Annotated in this window: 19 protein-coding genes and 1 tRNA gene; 12 read left to right on the top strand and 8 right to left on the bottom strand. The window is 34.4% G+C overall.

Annotation, left to right across the window (positions count from 1 at the left end):
* The gene (locus tag G6534_RS01535; RefSeq protein WP_059074123.1) at positions 1–1,338 is read right to left on the bottom strand and encodes an APC family permease; all 1,338 of its coding nucleotides are present in this window, start codon (positions 1,336–1,338) and stop codon (positions 1–3) included.
* 125 nt (positions 1,339–1,463) lie between these two features.
* On the opposite strand from G6534_RS01535, the gene G6534_RS01540 reads away from it, so the two are divergent.
* From G6534_RS01540 to G6534_RS01560, 5 genes are all read left to right on the top strand, one after another.
* On the top strand, positions 1,464–2,459 hold the full coding sequence (locus G6534_RS01540) for a Gfo/Idh/MocA family protein (RefSeq protein ID WP_182083064.1): 996 nt from the start codon (positions 1,464–1,466) through the stop codon (positions 2,457–2,459).
* 1 nt (position 2,460) lies between these two features.
* A complete protein-coding gene (locus G6534_RS01545) occupies positions 2,461–3,693 on the top strand; it encodes a DEAD/DEAH box helicase (protein WP_059074124.1) in 1,233 nt (410 codons plus the stop codon).
* A 46-nt stretch (positions 3,694–3,739) separates the two neighbouring features.
* Positions 3,740–3,813, top strand: a tRNA-Arg gene (locus G6534_RS01550).
* 85 nt (positions 3,814–3,898) lie between these two features.
* Positions 3,899–4,402, top strand: a complete 504-nt coding sequence (locus G6534_RS01555) for an acyl-CoA thioesterase (RefSeq protein WP_059074125.1) — start codon at positions 3,899–3,901, stop codon at positions 4,400–4,402.
* 81 nt (positions 4,403–4,483) lie between these two features.
* Positions 4,484–5,626 carry a glycosyltransferase family protein gene (locus G6534_RS01560; RefSeq protein WP_059074126.1) on the top strand — a complete coding sequence of 381 codons (1,143 nt, stop codon included), beginning with the start codon at positions 4,484–4,486 and terminating at the stop codon, positions 5,624–5,626.
* Positions 5,627–5,709: 83 nt separating this feature from the next.
* Here the strand turns inward: G6534_RS01560 and G6534_RS01565 are convergent, their stop codons facing one another.
* The 4 genes from G6534_RS01565 to G6534_RS01580 all read right to left on the bottom strand — a co-directional run bounded on the left by G6534_RS01565 (position 5,710) and on the right by G6534_RS01580 (position 10,712).
* The gene (locus G6534_RS01565; protein WP_182083037.1) at positions 5,710–6,963 is read right to left on the bottom strand and encodes an ISL3 family transposase; all 1,254 of its coding nucleotides are present in this window, start codon (positions 6,961–6,963) and stop codon (positions 5,710–5,712) included.
* Between the two features lie 179 nt (positions 6,964–7,142).
* A complete protein-coding gene (locus G6534_RS12150) occupies positions 7,143–8,975 on the bottom strand; it encodes an SLAP domain-containing protein (RefSeq protein ID WP_182083065.1) in 1,833 nt (610 codons plus the stop codon).
* Between the two features lie 122 nt (positions 8,976–9,097).
* A complete protein-coding gene (locus G6534_RS01575) occupies positions 9,098–10,267 on the bottom strand; it encodes an MFS transporter (RefSeq protein WP_182083066.1) in 1,170 nt (389 codons plus the stop codon).
* Between the two features lie 58 nt (positions 10,268–10,325).
* Positions 10,326–10,712, bottom strand: a complete 387-nt coding sequence (locus G6534_RS01580; RefSeq protein WP_182083067.1) for a MarR family transcriptional regulator — start codon at positions 10,710–10,712, stop codon at positions 10,326–10,328.
* A 171-nt stretch (positions 10,713–10,883) separates the two neighbouring features.
* On the opposite strand from G6534_RS01580, the gene G6534_RS01585 reads away from it, so the two are divergent.
* The 5 genes from G6534_RS01585 to G6534_RS01605 all read left to right on the top strand — a co-directional run bounded on the left by G6534_RS01585 (position 10,884) and on the right by G6534_RS01605 (position 14,458).
* Positions 10,884–11,333: a DUF3290 family protein gene (locus G6534_RS01585; RefSeq protein WP_059074131.1), complete on the top strand. Its 450-nt coding sequence runs from the start codon at positions 10,884–10,886 to the stop codon at positions 11,331–11,333.
* Between the two features lie 8 nt (positions 11,334–11,341).
* On the top strand, positions 11,342–11,971 hold the full coding sequence (locus G6534_RS01590) for a DUF421 domain-containing protein (protein WP_059074132.1): 630 nt from the start codon (positions 11,342–11,344) through the stop codon (positions 11,969–11,971).
* A 79-nt stretch (positions 11,972–12,050) separates the two neighbouring features.
* Complete coding sequence (locus tag G6534_RS01595; protein ID WP_162897941.1) at positions 12,051–12,221, top strand: nitroreductase family protein; 171 nt, start codon at positions 12,051–12,053, stop codon at positions 12,219–12,221.
* A 14-nt stretch (positions 12,222–12,235) separates the two neighbouring features.
* Entirely contained in the window at positions 12,236–13,699 is a 1,464-nt protein-coding gene (locus tag G6534_RS01600; RefSeq protein WP_182083068.1) for a multicopper oxidase family protein, read from the top strand.
* A gap of 111 nt (positions 13,700–13,810) precedes the next feature.
* Entirely contained in the window at positions 13,811–14,458 is a 648-nt protein-coding gene (locus G6534_RS01605) for a DUF6198 family protein (protein ID WP_059074134.1), read from the top strand.
* Between the two features lie 215 nt (positions 14,459–14,673).
* On the opposite strand, the gene G6534_RS01610 is transcribed toward G6534_RS01605, so the two are convergent.
* Positions 14,674–15,882 (bottom strand): GGDEF domain-containing protein, encoded by a 1,209-nt coding sequence (locus G6534_RS01610; RefSeq protein WP_059074135.1) that lies wholly within the window; start codon positions 15,880–15,882, stop codon positions 14,674–14,676.
* A gap of 268 nt (positions 15,883–16,150) precedes the next feature.
* On the opposite strand from G6534_RS01610, the gene G6534_RS01615 reads away from it, so the two are divergent.
* The gene (locus G6534_RS01615; RefSeq protein ID WP_059074136.1) at positions 16,151–17,506 is read left to right on the top strand and encodes an FAD-dependent oxidoreductase; all 1,356 of its coding nucleotides are present in this window, start codon (positions 16,151–16,153) and stop codon (positions 17,504–17,506) included.
* 266 nt (positions 17,507–17,772) lie between these two features.
* Here the strand turns inward: G6534_RS01615 and G6534_RS01620 are convergent, their stop codons facing one another.
* Together G6534_RS01620 and G6534_RS01625 are read right to left on the bottom strand one after the other, a co-directional pair.
* Positions 17,773–18,456 carry an EAL domain-containing protein gene (locus tag G6534_RS01620; RefSeq protein WP_059074137.1) on the bottom strand — a complete coding sequence of 228 codons (684 nt, stop codon included), beginning with the start codon at positions 18,454–18,456 and terminating at the stop codon, positions 17,773–17,775.
* A gap of 61 nt (positions 18,457–18,517) precedes the next feature.
* On the bottom strand, positions 18,518–18,952 hold the full coding sequence (locus G6534_RS01625) for a GNAT family N-acetyltransferase (RefSeq protein ID WP_059074138.1): 435 nt from the start codon (positions 18,950–18,952) through the stop codon (positions 18,518–18,520).
* Between the two features lie 205 nt (positions 18,953–19,157).
* On the opposite strand from G6534_RS01625, the gene G6534_RS01630 reads away from it, so the two are divergent.
* Positions 19,158–20,510 (top strand): FAD-dependent oxidoreductase, encoded by a 1,353-nt coding sequence (locus G6534_RS01630; RefSeq protein ID WP_182083069.1) that lies wholly within the window; start codon positions 19,158–19,160, stop codon positions 20,508–20,510.
* Positions 20,511–20,800 lie beyond the last annotated feature (290 nt).

Here is a 20,800-nt window from a genome sequence, read left to right on the forward strand (position 1 = left end):
TTAAGCTCGCTTCTTGTTGAAATAGTGAATGTAATAGACTGGTAAACCTAACAAAGTAATTCCAATTCCCATGAAGGCTAATCCTGGTTGTCTAATCAAAGTAGAGATAATGATGTAAGCTCCACCAGCTAAGGCAATCAATGGCGGAATCGGATAGAAATTAATCTTGTAAGGACGTTCCAATTCTGGTTCGTTGCGACGTAAAATGAATACTCCAATGAACATCATCATTGAGAAAATCCACATCACGAAAACTAACATATCGGTCAAATAATCAAAACTACCCATGAAAATCATCGCAATAGCAATAATAGTTTGAATCAAGCCTGCATTTGCTGGTACACGAGAGTTTTTAGTCAATTTACCAAAGAACTTTGGAAAGACGATTTCATCATCAGTTCCCAAAACATAACTAACACGTGGGCCTGTCATAGTGTAGCCATTAACAGAACCAAAGACAGAAATTAAAATACCAATTGTAACGATTTTTCCACCGATATCACCGAAAATTCTAATAGCAGCTTCAGAAGCCGCATTTTGGTTTCCAGGGATGAGATGGAAAGGTAAGAATTTGATAAAGACAAAGCTGATTGAAACGTAGATTAATGTAATTAAGAATAAACCAACGATAATTGATCTGGATAAGTCTTTTTCTGGACGCTTCATTTCACCGGCCAAGTTACCAACGTTCATCCAACCGTCAAAGGCAAACATTGTTGCTAACAGTCCACCACCTAATGATGACCAGAAGTTAGCGTGCGTTCCTGAATTGATTGGAAAAAGTGAAACTGCATGCGTTGATGGTGTAAATAAACCAACAATGATAATCAAAGCAATTGGAACTAATTTGGCAATTAAAGAAATTGATTGAATACTTCCACCAACTTTGGCACCTAACAAATTAACTAAGTATAAGAAAATTGCCAATATAATAGCGATTGGAATTTGCCAACTGCTAGGAAGATTCAAAAGATTCATAACTTGTGTTGCAAAGATAATCGATAATGCGGAAATCCCTGCAGGATAGTAAATAACTGATTGAGCCCAAGCTAAAAGAAATGCTGGAACTTTACCATAGATATATTCAATATATTTATAAATACCACCAGCAACGGGTAACGCGGAGGCAAGTTCCGCAACTGTCAAACCAGCGTTGATCGTAATGAAACCAGCTAATAGCCAGACTAATATCGTCAAACTAGAAGAGCCAGTAGCCGTTGTAACGCTAGAAATCTTGAAGAAAACTCCACCACCGATAACCAAACCCATAACGGTAGATAATGCTGGAAAGAAACCTAGATCCCTCTTGAGGCTAAATTTATCTGTTTCGTCGTTCATAAGTGAAAAATGTACTCCCCTCAAATGGTTAAAATAAAATTATATACCATATTGTTAATACTACGAAACTTTTTTTATGGTAATTACGCTTACATATAAGTAAAATTGAACTTAGAGGTGATTTTATGATTAGTTTAGGAATAATAGGAACAAATTGGATCACAGAACAATTTATTAAGGCAGTGGATGAGACGAAGACTTTCGAGTTAACACACGTTTACTCAAGAACAATTGAGAAGGCTCAGAGTTTCGTTGCTGATTTAAAAAAGCAAAACATCGATATGAGTACTGACTTGAATGACTTTTTCAAGAAAGATTTTGATACAGTTTACATTGCATCTCCAAATGCTTTGCACTTCAGTCAGGCCAAGTTAGCTATCGAAAATAATAAGAACGTGATTGTGGAAAAACCAAGTACTTCTAACATTCAAGAGTTCAGTGTTTTGGAAAAGCTGGCTCAAGAAAAGGGTGTTTATATATTTGAAGCTGCTAGACACATTCACGAACCAATTTTTAAGAAGATTGAAGAAATCGTCAATAAACATCGTGATGAACTCAGTGGAGCTACATTTTCATATATGAAATATTCGAGTCGTTATGACGCCTATTTAGCGGGTAAGAACCCTAATATTTTTACAACTAAATTCTCAGGTGGCGCTTTATATGATTTAGGAGTTTACACGATTTATGATGCGGTTGTCTTATTTGGTCAACCAGAAAAAGTCGAATATAGTGCTGAATTTCTCAGTTCAGGTATCGATGGCAGCGGTAGTTTGACTTTGAAATATCCAAACTTTGACGTCAATATTATTATCGGTAAGACGAAGAATTCTTACATGTCATCCGAAATTTACTTTGGACGTGATACCTTAGTCTTAGATAACGGTGGAGATATCCATCATCTTGACTGGGCTGACGACAATAAGAACGTTACCGATATACCAACTGTTAAGAGTCAAAATCCTATGGATTCTGAAGCAAGAGAATTTGCTAGAATTATGTTGGAAAAAGATACGGCTACTTATGATAAACTGTTAGGATACGCTAGAATAGTAAACAGAGTTCTAGAACAAGCAAGAACAAGCGCAGGACTTGTTTTTGAAGCAGATGAGGAAAACTAAATTGGAAATACCAAAATTATATCAAGCTTATTTTAAGCAAAATCATTTTGAAACTTTGACGAAGATTCAAGATGCAGTCTACATGCCTTTTAAAGAAGGTAAGGATTTAGTCGCCATGGCACCAACTGGATCTGGTAAAACATTAGGATTCGTTATGCCAATGATTGAGACACTCGTGCCAAAGGATGGTTTGCAAGTGTTGATCTTGGAACCTTCACAAGAATTAGCTATGCAAGTTAGAGATGTCATCCAACCATTAGCTAAATTAGTTGACTGTAAAGTCCAAGCTTTGACTGGTGGAGCCAATCCTACTCGTCAATTGAAGAAATTGAAGGAAAAACCAGAAATTATCGTCGCTACTTTAGGTCGTTTGAATGAATTAACTGAGACCAGAAAAGTTAAACTCGGTAATTTAAATACAGTTATCGTCGATGAAGCTGATGAAATGTTGAACGAAAGCAAGCTAGAAAGTGTTAGAAAAACTATTTCACAAATGCCAGCTGATGTACAAATGACTTTCTTCTCGGCTACTGGCAACGATATTTTCCAAGACATGCACAAGTGGTTTGGTCAAGATTTCTTAGTTATTGATCAAAGAAATGACACTAGTTATACAGCTGGAATCAAGCATTATTTTGTTGATGCTAACAGTGAATTTATCAAAAATGCGATGTTACGTGAATTAGCTCATGATAAGAAATTCTTAGGAATTGTCTTCTTTAATAATTCTCGTTCATTGCACAAAGCTATCAGTGATATGAATCATGACAAGACTAATTTCGTAACGTTAGATAGCAAGATGTCCTCACAACAAAGAAAGACGGCTATCCAATTGTTCTCTAACAAGCGCGTTAACTTGTTATTGACGACTGATGTGGCCGCTCGTGGAATGGATATTGATGATGTTAATACGATCGTCAACTACATGATTCCTCGTGATAATAGTGAGTATGTTCACCGTGCTGGTCGTACTGGAAGAATGGGTAAGAGCGGTAATGTGATTACTTTTGGTAACAGTCATGATATGAGAAACTTACAAGACATCGTTGATGTAACGCTTAAAAAAGTCTACATTGACCATGAGGGCAAGCTTACTAAGCAGCCAACTTTTGATAAAAAGAAGCGCTATAACGCTAAAAATAAATCAAAAAATGTTTCAAAACCTAAGAAACGTTTGCGTGATCAAAAGAATAAAGGTAAACGTAAATTTCATAAAAATGAAGAATCAAACTAAGTTAGAATCTACACACTTTTTGCGTTAAAATAAAAAGTGTGTTTATGGTCCCTTGGCCCAGTTGGATAGAGCAACTGCCTCCTAAGCAGTAGGTCCCCGGTTCGATCCCGGGAGGGATCATTATCAAGTGATAAGTGAACAAAAATAGAGTCATAAATGTTGGGTAAACATTGTGGCTCTATTTTTATAAATTAAGGAGGAAACCATGCAAAACTTAAAATGTAGCGATACTTTATCAATTAGCAATCATCGTGTCTTTTCATCTGATTTAAATGAACACAATACTGTCTTTGGTGGTAAGACTTTGATGACGATTGACGACAACTCATCGATTGCGGCATCACGAATTGCCAGAATCGAGACCGTTACAGCATCAATTGATCAAGTTAATTTTATTTTGCCATTCGGTTTGCAAGATTCGATGTGTACAGAATCTTACGTATCTGGTGTTGGTAGTCGCTCAATCGAAGTTTTCACTAAAATAATTGGTGAACATTTGAAGACAGGGAAGAGATTTCTTGGATTGACTTGTTTTTCAACTTTTGTCGTAACGGACAAGAATATCGTTTTACCAAATATCGTACCTGATAATGATGAGGCGGAATACGTTTGCAGTGGCTATCAAGAACGTCAATCACAGCGTCTAAAGAAATTGTTAGAACAAGAGAAATTTAATCAAAATATCAGTCTGAAATTTCCTTGGCAATAAGCTTTTCCTGAGTTAGAAATCTTGTAATATTCCAGTTTGGTATATAATTATATATATAACAAATTAAGGAGAGGCGATTAGTTGAAGCAACAAAAATCTAAATTACAAGATGTCAGTCAGGGTGATATTCATAATTATGATTCAATTTTGAAGTATTTTAATGATGAGCCAGCTATTCAAAACAAAAAATCGGTTTACCATTCGATAACGTTTGTAACAACCGGAATAATTGAATTTGACGGTGGACAGACGACGATGTTACATTTAGGTACTTTGTTGAGTCAAAAGGGTTATGAGGTTTATTACTTGAGTTACGTTCCACAATCACAAGAAGAGATGGAGCGTAACGCTGAAGCTAATTATGAAAACTATCAAGGTACTTGCTTGAGTTATGAACATTTGGATACTCATCAATCAGATATATGGTTTGCCACTTTATGGGAATCTGCTTACGTAATTAAAAATAAGCCTGGTTATAAAATGTATTTTGTTCAAGATTATGAACCATACTTTTATCCTTATGGTGATCGTTATCAATTGGCTAAAAAATCGTATAATTTAGGCTTGCACATGATTTCTTTAGGACCTTGGTGTGCCAAGATGATTGAAGAAAATTGTCCTAATCACGGTAAAATTGATCAAATAACATTCCCAGTTGATTTGGCCAATTATCCATTTAAAAAACGAAATTTTGATAAATATGAGAGCAAGAAAACGTTTGATTTAGCTGTTTATACTAAGTGGGACAGTCCTAGACGTGCTCCCATCAATTTACAGATGGTATTGAAAAATACTGAACGATTATTGGAAGAAAAAGATGGTATTCGATTAAGAATCCATTATTTTGGTTCGACTAAAGATAAGAAGTTTATTAATGGTGAGAACTTAGGTAAATTAAGTAAAGCTGAAATGAACGATTTGTATAGAAAATGCGATTTTGGTATTGCGCCTTCAATGACAAACTTTTCATTAGTACCATTCGAAATGATGAGTACTGGTTTGCCATTTATTGATTTCAAAGAAGGAACCGGAAAGTATTTTATTCCTAATGAATTTTCTTTCAGTGTTGCCATGGATGAAAAAGCTTTAGTTGATTTGTTTATGACTGTTAAGGAGCATGTAAATTATTTGAAAGAAAATAATGATAAAACTCAACAGTTCTTGCAGACAATCCAATGGACGCACACATTAAATGATTTTGTAAAAATAATTGAAAATATTTAAGTAAAATAAAAAGGCTCTTTGTCAAATCGTATTGATGAATGATTTTGAGCTCATTGAGCATCCTCATCAAGGATGCTCTTTTTCTATGCACAAATCAGTCTTATTCTTTTAATAAAGTGTTCAAGATTTCTAAAGCCATAAGAATTTCTTTTTAGTTTCTTTATCTTTCCAATGGTGCCCTCTAGAGGGCCATTGGAATATGGCAATAAGCAACTATTTTTCACATAATCTATGTTTTTTCGTAACGTTGTAATGGCTGTATCCATTGCAGTTCCATTTCTTTTATATCCAGAAGTAGTTTCCTGAAGTAGATTTATGTCATGATATCTTATTGATCTTTGAATACTCTGATAAGTACCATAAGCTTCCTTGAAAATTGGTATTTCATCAGTAGCTATATCGATGACATTTTGAATAGTCGTAAATTCATTTATGCCGACAATAAATTTTATATGAGTATCGTCTACATCTTCCTCTGGAAGATGATATAGACGCCAATCAGATTTCATTGCTTTATATATACGAGATTTTTTATCAGGCAATTTTTTTAAAGAATTGATACGTACTTGATCCAAGGCTCTACTACAAAGTTGAACTATATGAAACCTATCTACGACAATGCGAGCATTGGGGAATATACGATGAACGACTAATTGATAGTTGGCATTTAAGTCGATTGATACGGTTTTTACAGCTTGTCGTTCCGATAAGCTGTAATTATTTATAAAGTGTTCAGTTATTGTTTTAGACAGTCTGTCATGTATCAATTCGACCAATCGATGCGTATCCGCATCGATGGCGATAAATGTAAAAATATTTTTTACGGATCTAAACTCATCAAAACAAAGATTTTCTGGCAAATGCGCACATCTATTAGGAATTTTGGTATTACTATATAAAATCCTACTTACAGTATTGGCTGAAATACCGATGACTTTAGCTATTGATGACAGAGTAAATGATTCTTTAGCCATGGAAAAGATTCTATTCTTAATCTGTTTGGTCATAGTATGATTTTTTATCAATAGATCACTGTGGGCACCGCAGGTGCTTCCACAGTTCCTACACAGGAATCGTTGCTTTCTTAGTACTAGGTGGTACTCGATACCATTAAAGCTAGCTAATCTTGCATTAGTGGTTCTTTTACCATTTTTAACTAGTGTATTCATTCCACATTGAGGGCACCTATATAAAGAATAAGATAGTTCAGCATTCACTATTTTAATGTGTTTTATAACGCCACGTTTTTTTATCTTGGCATCCTTTACTGAAACATTTTTTATATTATTGTCTTTTATGTCTAGTGCACATAGTATAGAATTGTCTTGGGACATCATTGTTCACTCCTGTTTGATTTGGTTTGGTCGCTTAAATCTTAACACGAGAACAGTGATGTTCTTTTTTTATTTCAAAGAGTATAAAAAAACTGGTATTGATTGTTCATCAATACCAGAAAGTTTAGAACCAATAAAAAGACCAGAAGTCATATGATTTCTGGTCTTTTTGATATAAGAGATTAGATTAAATCGTTAGCGCTGACCCATTCGTTAGTAGCTACACGGTACATTGTTTGACCATTGATAGTTGCTGATTTGTCAGTTCTCCAAGCTGTGTTCTTAGCTAAAGCACGGTTAGTAACTTTTTGACCATTGGCTTGGTATAATCTAGCATCATTCTTTGTGAAGACATTTTGGTTGAGTGGTGTAACTTCTAGTCCATCAGCTAATTTAGCCCATTCGTTAGTAGCCACACGTAAGTAATTTACACCATCGAGGTTCATTAATTTATCGGCATGCCATGATGAATCTCCACCTAGAGCACGGTTCTTTAATGCATTACCATTTTCATCGAATAAAGTTGCGATTGTGTTTGGTAGTGCGTAGAAAGTAGTTTGGTGGTTAGAGATTGATTTGGTGTGAGTTGGTTTTGTTGTTGGTTTTTCTGTTTCTGGTTTGTTGTTGTTATGATTTTGTGTATCAGAATTGTTAGAAGATGAACTAGAGTTTGTTGTAGTTATAGCGTCCTCTGGAATTATAACTTGACCATTTTCACCATATTCAATATCGCCAGCCCAAAGTGTAAATTTATCGTTTGTTTTTATTTGATTACCATCACGGTCAGAAATAAAAGCTTTTTCTATTTTTTTATTTTTATCAAAGTTTAATGTTATAAATCCTTTAGGCGGATTGATTTCAGTGATACTTCCATTTTTTATTTTCAAAAATGAGAAGGTACTAATAGATCCGGTGCCATCATTTTTGATCATATTAATATTAGTTGTATATTCATTTTTTAAATTGTTGAGATCGGTTCTTATTGCTTTTATTTCTTCTGAAGTTTTATCGAGAGTCACTTTATTTGTTAGTTCATCTAATTTTTCTGCATAAGTTTCATAAGCATCTTCTAAAATCTTGTTAGGACCTAAAAAAAATTTATGACTATTTTTTTCAATTGTTAAATCAGATTTTAGTGCTTCAACTTCTGATTGTGCTGCTTTGATTGTTGTTTTTTCACTATCGATAGTCAAATCACTATTTGAGGTCACTTTACCATCAGCGGATATATTGATGGTACCAGATAATCCAGTAAGACTACCTTTACTTATATCAATATCAGAAGTAGAACTGCCTGATTCGGTAGGTACGTCTGTAATAGTTGTAGTAGAAGTTGTATCGTTGGATGATTTAACTGAGACTGTAATATCATTTAGTAAAATTTTATTTTGATAGTCTTGTTGTAATTGATTCATTTGAGTTTTTAATTCATTTATTTCTTTAATAGATTTAATTTCTGCGTTATCAAGCTTTTCATTAGTTTCAGTGATGAATTTTTGAATGTTTTTAGTAGTTGTTGTTGAACCGTTTAATGAATCAATTGGAACTGAACTTTTGAATTCATCATAATCAGGGATGAATTCGTCAAGGGCATTTTTTACATTTTCTGGACTTTTATCGCCAGTAGTATCGACTATTGGTAATTGTCCTTTGCCGTTAACCTTAGTAGAATCTATTGTTACAGTACCATTTTCATTAAGCGTGAATGATACGTGGTAATCATTTGTTGATTCAGTATCGTTTTTTGGATTAACAATAAAATAATTTGCTGGAAGAGTTAATTCTACGTCTTCAGCAACGCCAGTTTCCTTAAAAGTGTGTGTTACAGAAATACTTCCAACTTCCTTTGATTCAATATCATAAGTTTTTACGTCAAACGTTTTCGTTAATGAATCTTGGTTTTGATTTTCCGATTCAGCCGTTTCATCAGCCAAAACCGTAGTAGCGTTACTTACTGGTGCAGCGAGTGTTAGTGCAATAATCCCTAAAACAATTGGTCCATAATGTTTCTTCATATCTAATCCCTCCATGTGGTTGTTTACAAGAAAAATATATCAAATCAAGACGACATCTCTTGTCGTTTTGTTACATTGAGGAAAATTTGTTTAAAAAAAACAGGCTTAGTATACCTGCTTAATTATTTAATAGCTGAATTTTCGATAATTCGATTCAATTGTAAGTTTACTAGTAATGCGCCAATGGCAAATAAGACTGCTCCGAAGCCGACATTATTTAATCCAACGTTACCAACGATGATTGACCCAAAAGCTGAGCCTAATGATATTCCTAAATTAGAAGTAATTGGATTCAACGATGAGGCTAAAGCAACTGCTTGAGGATAAGACTCCTCAGCAATATTTAAGAAATGAATCTGAATAGGTGCGTTGATTAAGTACATGACGACACCAATCACAATTAAGTTAATCAAGCCAAAGTATTTGTAGTGTATCAAGAATGGTAAAGCTAATAAGATAAAGATTTCGGCACCATAAACTTTAGGCATGAATTTCAAACCGCCATGTTCAGAAATTCGGCCGGATAATTGATTACTAGCTAATGATGCAAAACCGTAAACGGCTAAGAAGATACTCAAACTACCAACTGAGAAACCTAAAGTTCCGTACAATGGTTGTAAATAAGTATAAATTACGTAAATAGCGGCAATGGCAAAGAATGGTAGAAAGAATCCGACGTAAATTCTAGAATCTTTAATTAAATCTAATTGGCGCTTAAGCGGACTGTTGATTTTTTCCAAGTCTTTTGGCAAAGATAACATCAACAAGATAAGCGTTATAACGCTGACGATGGAGATAATAAAAAAGGTCATTCGCCAGTCAAAAACAGCACTGATGGCCGTACTAAAGGGCACTCCGAAGACTGAAGCAATACTAAAGCCAGAGAAAATCCAGGATACAACACTACCTTGTTTAGAACGTGGTGCAATCACGCTGGAAAAGGTCATTGAAAGGGAAATGATGGCACCAGCGACCATAGCTGAGATAACTCGAGAAATTATCAGAACAGTGTAGGTAGTCGCAAAACCACTTAAAGTATTACCGGTAATGAAAATAACGGTCAGCCCCAAAAGTGTGTAGTAGCGATTAAAATTACCTAATAATGACGTTATGATTGGTGTACTGATGGCGTAAATCAATCCGTAGGCGGTAATTAGTAAACCAACGTTTGCGATGGATACGTGATAAGTTTTAGAAATATTGGAGAGAACTCCCATGACTAAGAATTCGTTGTTGCCAAGTACGAATGATAATAAGACGAGCATGGCAGTTTGGAATTTGTAATTATGCATAATGTTAACCGAACTTTCATTTATATTTGGGCAAAGAAAAAAGAATCGCAAAGGATTCTTAATGTAAGTTAGTAGCCAAAATCATATCGCGTAGTTCAGAAAAATCCTTACTAGCAAAGGATTCTTGTAGAGCTTCGTCGACGATTTTAGCAGTTTCTTTAAAATGATTGATCCCTGATTGGGTAATTTGTAAGCAAACTTCTTTTTGATTTTCATTACTGTGATAACGAATGATAGGCTTACAAGGCTTATTTTCCAGTCTAACGGCCATTCTGGAAACGGCAGCTGAACTGAGATGTAAGGAGTCTTTAATTTCTAACAAGCTAGCTTTAGAGTCATATTGATCGTAAAGGTAATGTAAGAAACTAAATTCTGCAGGTGATAAATCATACTTAATCAAGATTTTTTCAAGCTTGGTCTGAATGTCATTTTCAAAATGTTTCATATTCAACCAAGTGCAAACATTTGATGGTTGATTGATAATAATCACCTCCAATAAAAAATATTAACGATTTAGTATTATGCAACAATTTTATTGCTTGTGCAAGCAAAGAATATTCGCCATGATTGGGCAATTTGCTATACTAATCGTATAAAAGTAGACGAGGGGATAAAGATGAATTTTTATTCGTATCAATATTTGGTTGATCACAACAATGAACCGAATTTCCTATTTATTATAGGAATTATTATCTTGGCTGTAGCAATTTTTGTAACTGCTTTTTTGTATTTTAGAAACCGCTCTGATAATAAATATCGTGATTTATTAATCATTTTTGCATTTGGTATTTTCTTATTTATAGGTATCAATTACAACAATTACGAGCAACAGTTGGATATTAGTAACAAGACTAGTCAAACATTAGATTTGATGACATCAGTTGCCAAAGAAAAGAAGGTTTCTAAAAAGAAACTTTATTCAAATAATTCTAGTTTGACTGAAGGCATGCTGATCAAAGCGGGCAAAAATATTTATCGGGTCAGTTTTGACAATAACTTGAGTAGCTACACATTAACGAAAACTAGCATCATTAGCTCACAAAAAATAAATCTGATTAAGAAATAGGTGAAACAATGGTCTTACAATATGGTGATTTAACTCTTAAATTTATTATTGGATTTCTATTCATGGTTTTGCAGATCAACTTATTTGGTCGTGGTAATATTGCGCCAACTAGTGCAATCGACCAACTTCAAAACTATGTTTTAGGTGGAATCGTTGGTGGTATGATTTACAATTCCAGTATTACGATTTTACAATTTACATTAGTCTTGTTGATTTGGACTTTGGTAGTCTTCGTGGCCAAATTCTTAACTAATCACAATAATTTGTTTAGAAAGGTCATTCAAGGTGATCCTAAAGTTATTGTGAAAAATGGCAAGATTGATGTCAATTTAGCTCTGAAAAATGGATTGTCAGCTAATGATTTATCTTTTAAATTGCGTCAAGCTGGGATTATGGATATTAGAAATGTTAAACGGGCTGTCTTTGAACGTAATGGTCAATTAACGATCATTATGAAAAATGAAGATAATCTCAAATATCCGGTGATTTTGGATGGTCAAATTGATCACGATGAATTGGAAGCTATTGGCAAAGACAACGAATGGATTGAAAAAGAATTAGAAAAGCGTGACTTGGAACCCTCTGATATTTATATGGCTAATTATATTGATGGCCAATTAGTAGTTTATAAATATTAAGTTAGGTACTCCGAAACGATTTTTATTAAGCGTATAACTGTATTAGAATAGAACTGTAATAAATTTTGGTGGTGATAACATGGCAAGTGGTTCTAAGGCATTCTCTGTGTTCATGCTAATTTTTTATGCGATATTGTTGTACTTTGTTTTCGCTGATAAAAATATGATTGCGATGTATATGATGGCAATCGGCATGTTTGTAGAGGCTTTAGTAAATTGTATTTGCACGTTTCGATCAAAGACTAAATAGGGTGGCGATTATAAATGTCAGATTCAAAAGTTTACAATGATTACTTTTTTGATGAACCAATTTTTGACTTGCACGACGGTGGGTATATTCCACTAGAAAAGGCTGATGTAAAAGATCAACCATTGAACATTCCTGCAGTCATCAAGCCGGATAAGGTAGATGGAAATGACGTCTACTACACAATTACAGCTCAAGAGGGAGAAACACAGATCCTTCCTGGTAAGAAGACTAAGACTTGGGGTTACAACGCTTCATTGCTTGGTCAAACAATTATCTTTAAACAAGGTGTACACTATCACATTCACCTCGTTAATAAATTGTCAGAAGTTACTACTTTCCACTGGCATGGTTTAAATGTTACTGGACCAGTTGTTGATGGTGGACCACACGCTCCAGTTTATCCAGATGGCAGTCGTGATATTGACTTTACTTTGGATCAACCAGCTCAAACAGATTGGCTCCATCCACATCCATGTCCAAATACAGCTCGTCAGGTTTGGAACGGATTGGCTGCAGCAGTAGTTGTAACAGATGATGAAGAAGCTAAACTTCCATTCCCAAGAAATTATGGTGTCGATGATATTCCAGTTATTTTGCAAGATAGAAGTTATCACGATAATCAACTAGATTACAAAGCTGATTACGATGTTGATGGTACTTTAGGTAAATATGCCTTAGTTAACGGCACTATCAATGGCGTCTTCAATGTCACAACTCAAAGAGTTCGTTTAAGAATGTTAAATGGCTCTGATCGTCGTGAATGGAGATTGCATTTTGATGATAACCATGAGTTTACTCAAATCGCTTCTGATGGTGGTACTTTGCCTGAACCAGTTAAGTTCACTAAATTGATGTTGACTTGTGCTGAACGTGCTGAAGTTATCGTTGATTTTGGTGATAAAAAGCCAGACGATGTCGTTACTTTGATGACAGATGATATGCCAATTATGAAATTTAAGATTGGTGAATTTGCCAAAGATGATACGAAGTTACCAGAACACTTAACAACTATCGATGCACCAAAGGTTACACCAGGACTTCCTGTAACAAGAACTGTTATGTCAGGGATGGACGATCAAGTTCGTTTGGATGGAAAACTCTTTGATATGCAAAGAATTGATCGTAAACAAAAAGTTGGCGATACTGTCCTTTGGGATGTTGTTAATACCAATGATATGGATGGCGGTATGATTCACCCATTCCACATGCATGGTTGCCAATTCTTAGTTCTTAGCCGTAATGGTAAAGAACCTTATCCTAATGAGCATGGTTGGAAGGATACTGTTGGTGTCAATGCCGGTGAAACAGTTAGAATTGCTGTTCAATTCACTAAATTCGGTGTTTACATGTATCACTGCCACATTCTAGAACATGAAGATACTGGTATGATGGCTCAAATTGAAGCATACGATCCAAATCATGAACACAAATATCACTTAATTAGTATGGATGAAATGAATCATCCAAAAAATAAGTAAAATTGACAATTTTTTTGACTAGCTCTAAACTCGACTAGTAAAGTTTGTCAATAAAAAGAGGCAATACTAACATTTGTTGGTATTGCCTCTTTTAAGAAGAAGGACAGTTAAGTGGGTAAATTTAAAGTTCGTTTAGGATATTTGATATTTGCGATTGTTTTAGATGCTTTTTCGAACGCGGTAATGATTGACAGCAATATGGGCAGTGCCGTTTGGATGTCTTCAGCGGTCAATATTTCGTCATTTTTGCATTCGCCGTATGGAACGACCTTGTTTGTTTATGCCGTTATCGTCACGATTGCTAATCAAATTTTGTTGAGAAAATTTGACAGTCATATTTTTATTTCCAATTTATTATTCTCATTTCCTTTTAGCTATTTAGTGGGAATTTTTTCTAATGTTTTAAATCCTTTAAATATGAGTCAGCTTCCATTTATAATCAGACTATTGATTAATATTTTAGGATTGATTGGTGTTTCAATCGGAACTTCAATTTATCAAAGATGCAATTTGATTCAACATCCAAATGATGAGTTAGCTTACTTATTACGTTTCAAATATTTACATGGATCAGCTGGTTGGGGCCAGTTGCTAAGCTATACGCCACCAGTTGTGATTATGATTATTTGTTTCGTTTTGACAGGCAATATTTTGTCAGTAGGAATCGGGACTATTCTGGCAATGTTTTTCCAAGGTGTCATCATTGGTATTTCAGATAAAATTGTCGTTCCTTCATTAAAGCATCACTATTCATTTTAGAAAAATTGTTCAATTGTCTTGCGATAGTAGCTCACATGGTTTACTATGACTAATAGGGACTACCAGATTTAAAAACAACTGATTCCTTCCCGACGGTGAGATTAATTTCTCACTATTTTTTTTGGCTTAAGTGGGGATTTAATAAAAATATTTGTATAAAAAAGGACCCGTCGAATGTAATTCAAAATTACAGTTTGACGGGTCCTTTTAATTATTTATGGTTCTATTTTTTTCTCATCGAAGTCTATTGTCTGACCTTCAACCGTCAAACGATTACGACCAGAATTTTTGGATTCGTACAAATATTTGTCGACACGATTGAATAGATCATCAAAACTTGAGTCGGTATTCTTTAATTGTGAAATACCAAATGAGATACTGACATTTAGCTTTTGTCCTTTTAAAAATAGCGGTGTATTGACTAAAGAATCACGTAAATCTTTAACAATAGGGGTGCACTGCTCAGGTGTTTTGCCACGGAAGATGATAATGAATTCCTCACCACCAAAGCGGAATAGTTGGCCTTTAGTGTCTGTCAAAAACATTTCACGTTCCATCGTATGAGCAACGTGCTTAAGTACTTCATCGCCTGTAGAGTGTCCATATTGATCGTTAAATTCTTTAGAATGGTCGATATCGAACATCGTTACTGTTAAAGGAACTTTTTCACTATGATAAGTTTGATAAATTTCTTGAGCAGTTTTATCTAAATTGGCTCGATTTCTAATTCCTGTCAGTTCGTCATAATTGACTTGTACTTGTAAATCGTTGTAGGTTAGCATTGTTTCTTGAACCTTTTTAGCACAAAATCGGATAATCGACATGTAGATCAAGAAGACAATTAACATATTGGCAATTTCATAAATTGGAAAGCTGTGGTCGACCCATAACAAGACCCACCAAGATAAACCAAAGAGTGTCTGTAAGAATAAGTATTTCCATTCTGAATTTTGAAGCTTTTCCGTTTGTAGATAAATGAAAATGACTATAGCTACTAGGAAAATATACGATGCGATAAAAAATGGTAAGTCTTTATTTTCCAAACGTTCAATATTCATTGAATTGTAATAGACAAAGGGCATTAAGATATTTATCCATAAAGTGATTTGATTTCTGATCAAATACATACAATATAACAAGATTGTCAATTGTGCATTGGCATATAACCAACCATTATTGATTGAACCACTGTTCAAAATGTGGAAAATTTGTTGCAAAAGTATCATGCTAATTGCTAAGACGAATCCCTCAGTTAAATGAGCAATTAATCTTTGATAAAGTGGAGAAGAATTGCTGATTCTTCGTTCGAGTGAGTAAGCCACAATTGTGATTATTGTAATTAATCCAATCGTAACAAGCGTGATAATTGCTGAATTGATATTCAGATAATTATTCATAATACGTTCTAAGATAATGTTTGGCACGATTACCCCTCAATTTAAAATTTTTAAGCATGACTAATTTTGATATTTAGCATGTTTTTTTTATCACATACTCTACATTATACGAGATAATTCATGAGATGTATAAGGTAAATTTAAATTATTATTTTACCAAAAAATTAATTAGTAAAAAAGATATTTAAACATTTATGGATAAAATGAGTTATTATAATATAAATAGATAATTACAAAATTATGTTTTAAATTCAGATTATTGAATATATATTTTATATAAAATGAGGGATTAGCAATGAAAGTAGTAGTTATAGGTTGTACTCATGCGGGGACTGCTGCTGTGGAACAAATTCTGGCAGAACACCCTGGAACGAAAGTTACAGTTTACGAAAGAGACGATAATATTTCATTTCTATCTTGTGGGATTGCACTTTATTTAGGGCATAAAGTAAAGCATCTTGAAGACATGTTCTACGCAGATCCTAAAGATTTGGAAAAACTCGGGGCTAAAGTTTATATGAAGCATGATGTTTTAAAAATAGATTCAAAGAATAAAACTATCATGTGCGAAGATATGAAGACCCATCAAATTATCAACGACACTTATGATAAATTGATTATGACCACCGGATCAACTGTTGCGGTGCCACCAATCATGGGAATTTCTGATACAAGAATTTTAATGTGTAAGAGTTATGCACAGGCAGAAGCAATTTATGAAACTGCCAAAAAGTATAAGCACATTGCCATCGTTGGTGGTGGCTATATCGGTGTAGAACTAGCGGAAAGTTATGCTAATACTGATCATGATGTTTCGTTGATTCAATCACGTGATCAAGTTTTAAATAATTATTTGGACAAAGATATGTCACAAAATGTTATTAACTTGCTAAAAGAACATGAAGTAAATATTTATTTGAACGAACGAGTAACAGGTTTTACTAGAGATGAAGATGATAATGTTGTAATCGAAACTACCAAAGATGATCATAAAGCAGATCTTGTAATCGTCTGCACAGGTTTCGTCGCCAATACGGAATTGTTACGAGGTCAAGTCGATATGGATCGCCATGGGGCCATTATTATCAACGAATATACGCAAACATCTGATCCTGATATTTATGCGGCTGGGGATGCTTGTACAGTAATTTTTAATCCGACTGGTAAACATGCTTATATGCCACTAGCTACTAATGCTATTCGTCAGGGTGCTTTGGCAGGAACCAATGTCTTTGGCAATACTAAAAAATATATGGGTACTCAAGCTACATCTGCTATGGAATTATTCGGTTATACGATTGCTTCAACCGGTTTGACATTACGGCATGCTTTACATAGTAATATTAATGCTGATACGGTAATTTATCACGATTACTATCGTCCCAAATACATGCCAACGACTGAGATGTTGACAGTTAGATTAGTTTACAACAAAGATAACCATTTGATTTTAGGTGCACAGTTCTTCAGCAAACACGAAGTGGCTCAATCGGCTAATACTTTGTCGGTCTGCATCCAAAATAAAAACACAATTGATGATTTAGCATACATGGACATGTTGTTCCAGCCAAATTATGATAATCCGTTTAATTATTTAAATTTGGTTGCACAAGAAGCAGTAGCTAAAGAAAGAGAAGCTAAAACAAACTAAAAAAGGGAATTTCTTCAAGATAGTTTTGGTTCTTAAGTTAGGTTACTGTTAGATGTCGTCGTCCATTCTGCTTTGTGGACGCTGGAACGTACTGGGCGCAACTTTAAGCCAATTCCAGAACCGGGAACAGTCTTAAAGCTGCCACCCCCGACTGGAAAACGGCATTTATTGTTTATTTCAAGTGATTCAAGCTAAAAAATAGCACCTATTCAGATATAGTCGATCAACGGCTGCCATTATCTGAATAGATGCTTATTTGTTTTCGTTTAAAATTTATCGTCGTTTGGTTCTAGTTTAAGCAAACGAGGTTTGCCATAATAATATCCTTGTCTTAAGTCAATTTCCAAAGAATCGGCTAATTGATCATCGTGATCGTCTTCAATACCTTCTAGAATAAAACGCAAATTGTGTTCTTTACTAAAATCACGCCAAAAGATGACCTTTTTTTCAATATCAGGGTCTCGTAATTTTTCTCCAAAATTTTGAATGGCAAATTTGATCTCGGAAGCCAATGGAACTAATTCTTTGATGTTTTCTAGTTGATTAACACCAGTCCCACAATCATCTAGAGAAAAATCCATACCATAATCAATGAAGTCTTTTATTAAGGGAATTAATTGTGAATTGGGCCAATTTTGGTCAGGGGCGTCCTCAGTCAGTTCAACGACTAATCGTAAGGGACGTAAAATCCTTTGCGCTTCTATAATAGCTGTGCGAACTTCTGGATCCATCAATTGATTACGATTGATATTAACCGAGACAGAACCAATTTTGAGTGATAATAATTTAGTTGTTGCAATTAAGACTGAGGCCATCGTGTGTGAGGGGATATCCGAAAAGTTATGGGGCGGTCTCCATCCTTGCTCAGTCTTTTTCTTCATCAATAACTCATAACCTATTAAAGAGTTATTAAATTTGTCAAGCTGAGGCTGAATAAAAAATCTGTACATAACAAACTCCTTTTGACAATCTTCTAATTCCCAAAGTCATGTTAAATCTATGGTAATGGTACTACAAGTCTAGTTTCATGTCATGATGCAAGATGCCGGCTTCTTTGTATTGTTCGCCAACGACTTTAAAACCTAGTTTAGTATAAAACATTTGGGCGTGATCCTGTGCACCTAGAATAACATACTGATAATCATGCTTTTTAGCAAAATCGAAAATATATTTTAACAATTCTGAACCAAGATGCTTTTGGCGATATTCTTTTAAGACCGCTACACGTTGAATGTGAATTCCGTTGTCTGTGGTTACGAAAAATCTAGCAGTTGCCATTGGGGTTTGATCATCGTACAGAACAAAATGAGTACAATGATCTTCCAATTTATCAATTTCGATATTTTCAGGAACATTTTGTTCTTTTACAAAGACCGTTGTTCTAATTTTTAAACTATCATGATAAATTTCAGAGTTTATATCATTTGTATATTTTATTTGATGCATCTTATTCAGCTCCCTAAATAAAAAAGTCAACACAAGATAATTATATTACAAATACTGCTCGATTTTTGTTCTATTTTTGATATAAAAAAATACAATTTTTAAAAAAGCGAATAATTTTATGCTTGATATAATTTACATATATATTGTGTTATGCTTAAAAGAATGGAATGAGTATACAAATGTACAGTAGAGGAGGAACCGACGAATGAAAGTTATTGTTGTCGGATGTACACATGCTGGAACAGCTGCAGTTGAACAAATATTAACAAAGCATCCGGAGACTAAGGTAACGGTCTATGAACGCGATGATAACATTGCCTTTCTATCTTGTGGGATTGCTTTGTATTTAGGAAGAATCGTTAACCGTCTTGAGGATATGTTTTATGCGGATCCTACCACACTTGAAGGTTACGGTGCTGAAGTTCATATGAAGCACAACGTCTTGAAAATTGATTCAAAAAATAAAAAAATTGTTGTTCAAGATTTACAAACTCAGGAAATTTTTGAAGATACTTATGATAAGTTGATCATGACAACTGGTTCTGAAGTTGGTGTACCGCCAATCAAGGGAATGGATAATCAAAGAGTTCTATTGTGTAAGAGTTATGCTCAAGCTAAGAAAATTTATGAATCAGCATTAAATTATCCAAGCATTGCGATCGTTGGTGCTGGATATGTTGGGGTTGAATTAGCTGAAAGTTATGCTAACACAGTTCACGAGGTATCTTTGATTCAATCACGTGATCAGATTTTAAATAATTACGTAGATGATGGTTTGTCACAAGAAATCATTGATAAATTAAAAGAACATGATGTGAAAGTTCATCTTGGTGAAAGGGTATCTGAAATTGAAGATGGCGAACAATTAACTATTAAGACTAAAGCTGGCCATGATTATAAAGCTGATTTAGTAATTGTTTGTACTGGATTCTTTGCCAACACTGATTTGTTGCGTGGACAAGTTCAAATGGATGGCTACGGTGCTATCATTATTAATGATTACATGCAAACATCAAATCCTGATATTTATGCGGGTGGAGATTCCTGTGTAGTTAAATTCAATCCAACTGGGGAATACCGTTACATCCCACTAGCATCTAGTGCCGTTCGTCAAGGTACTTTAGCGGGAATCAATATTTTCGGTAACATTCGTAAATATATGGGAACCCAAGCTACAACTGCAATGGAAATCTTTGGCTATACTTTGGCTGAAACTGGTTTAACTTATAAAAAAGCCATCGCCAATGGTATCAATGCGGATTATGTAGTCTATAAAGATTACTATCGTCCAAACTATATGCCAACGACTGATATGTTAACAATCTACTTAGTTTACGACAAAGATACGCGTAAAGTTTTAGGTGCACAACTATTCAGCAAGCACGAAGTAGCCCAATCTGCTAATGCTGTTTCAATTTGTATTCAAAATGATAATACAATTGATGATCTAGCTTATGTCGATATGTTATTCCAACCAAATTATGATAATCCATTTAATTATTTGAATCTGGTTGCACAAATGGCAATTGATAAAGAAGATAAAATTGATAAAAAGTAACTGTAAAAGAACCTCACTAATTTCGATTAGCTTGAGGTTCTTTTTTTTGTTAGGCGTATTTCCGGACTAGGGATTTGATGCTATTTGTTTAGTCATAAAAAAATAAAACTACTATCTAGTCCGGAATAGCAAAGAAAATTGGCTCAGTAGTGAAATTATTCTTAGCAACTTGTTGCTTAGAATAAGGCCGAGTTTTGAGATTTTGCGCACTTGGTTTATGCAAAAGCTCAAAATCGTGCCCACTACGTTCCAGCCAAATTTTCTTTGCTATGGAAGACGGAATATTACAC

The organism is Companilactobacillus pabuli (assembly GCF_014058425.1).
Taxonomy (GTDB): domain Bacteria; phylum Bacillota; class Bacilli; order Lactobacillales; family Lactobacillaceae; genus Companilactobacillus; species Companilactobacillus pabuli.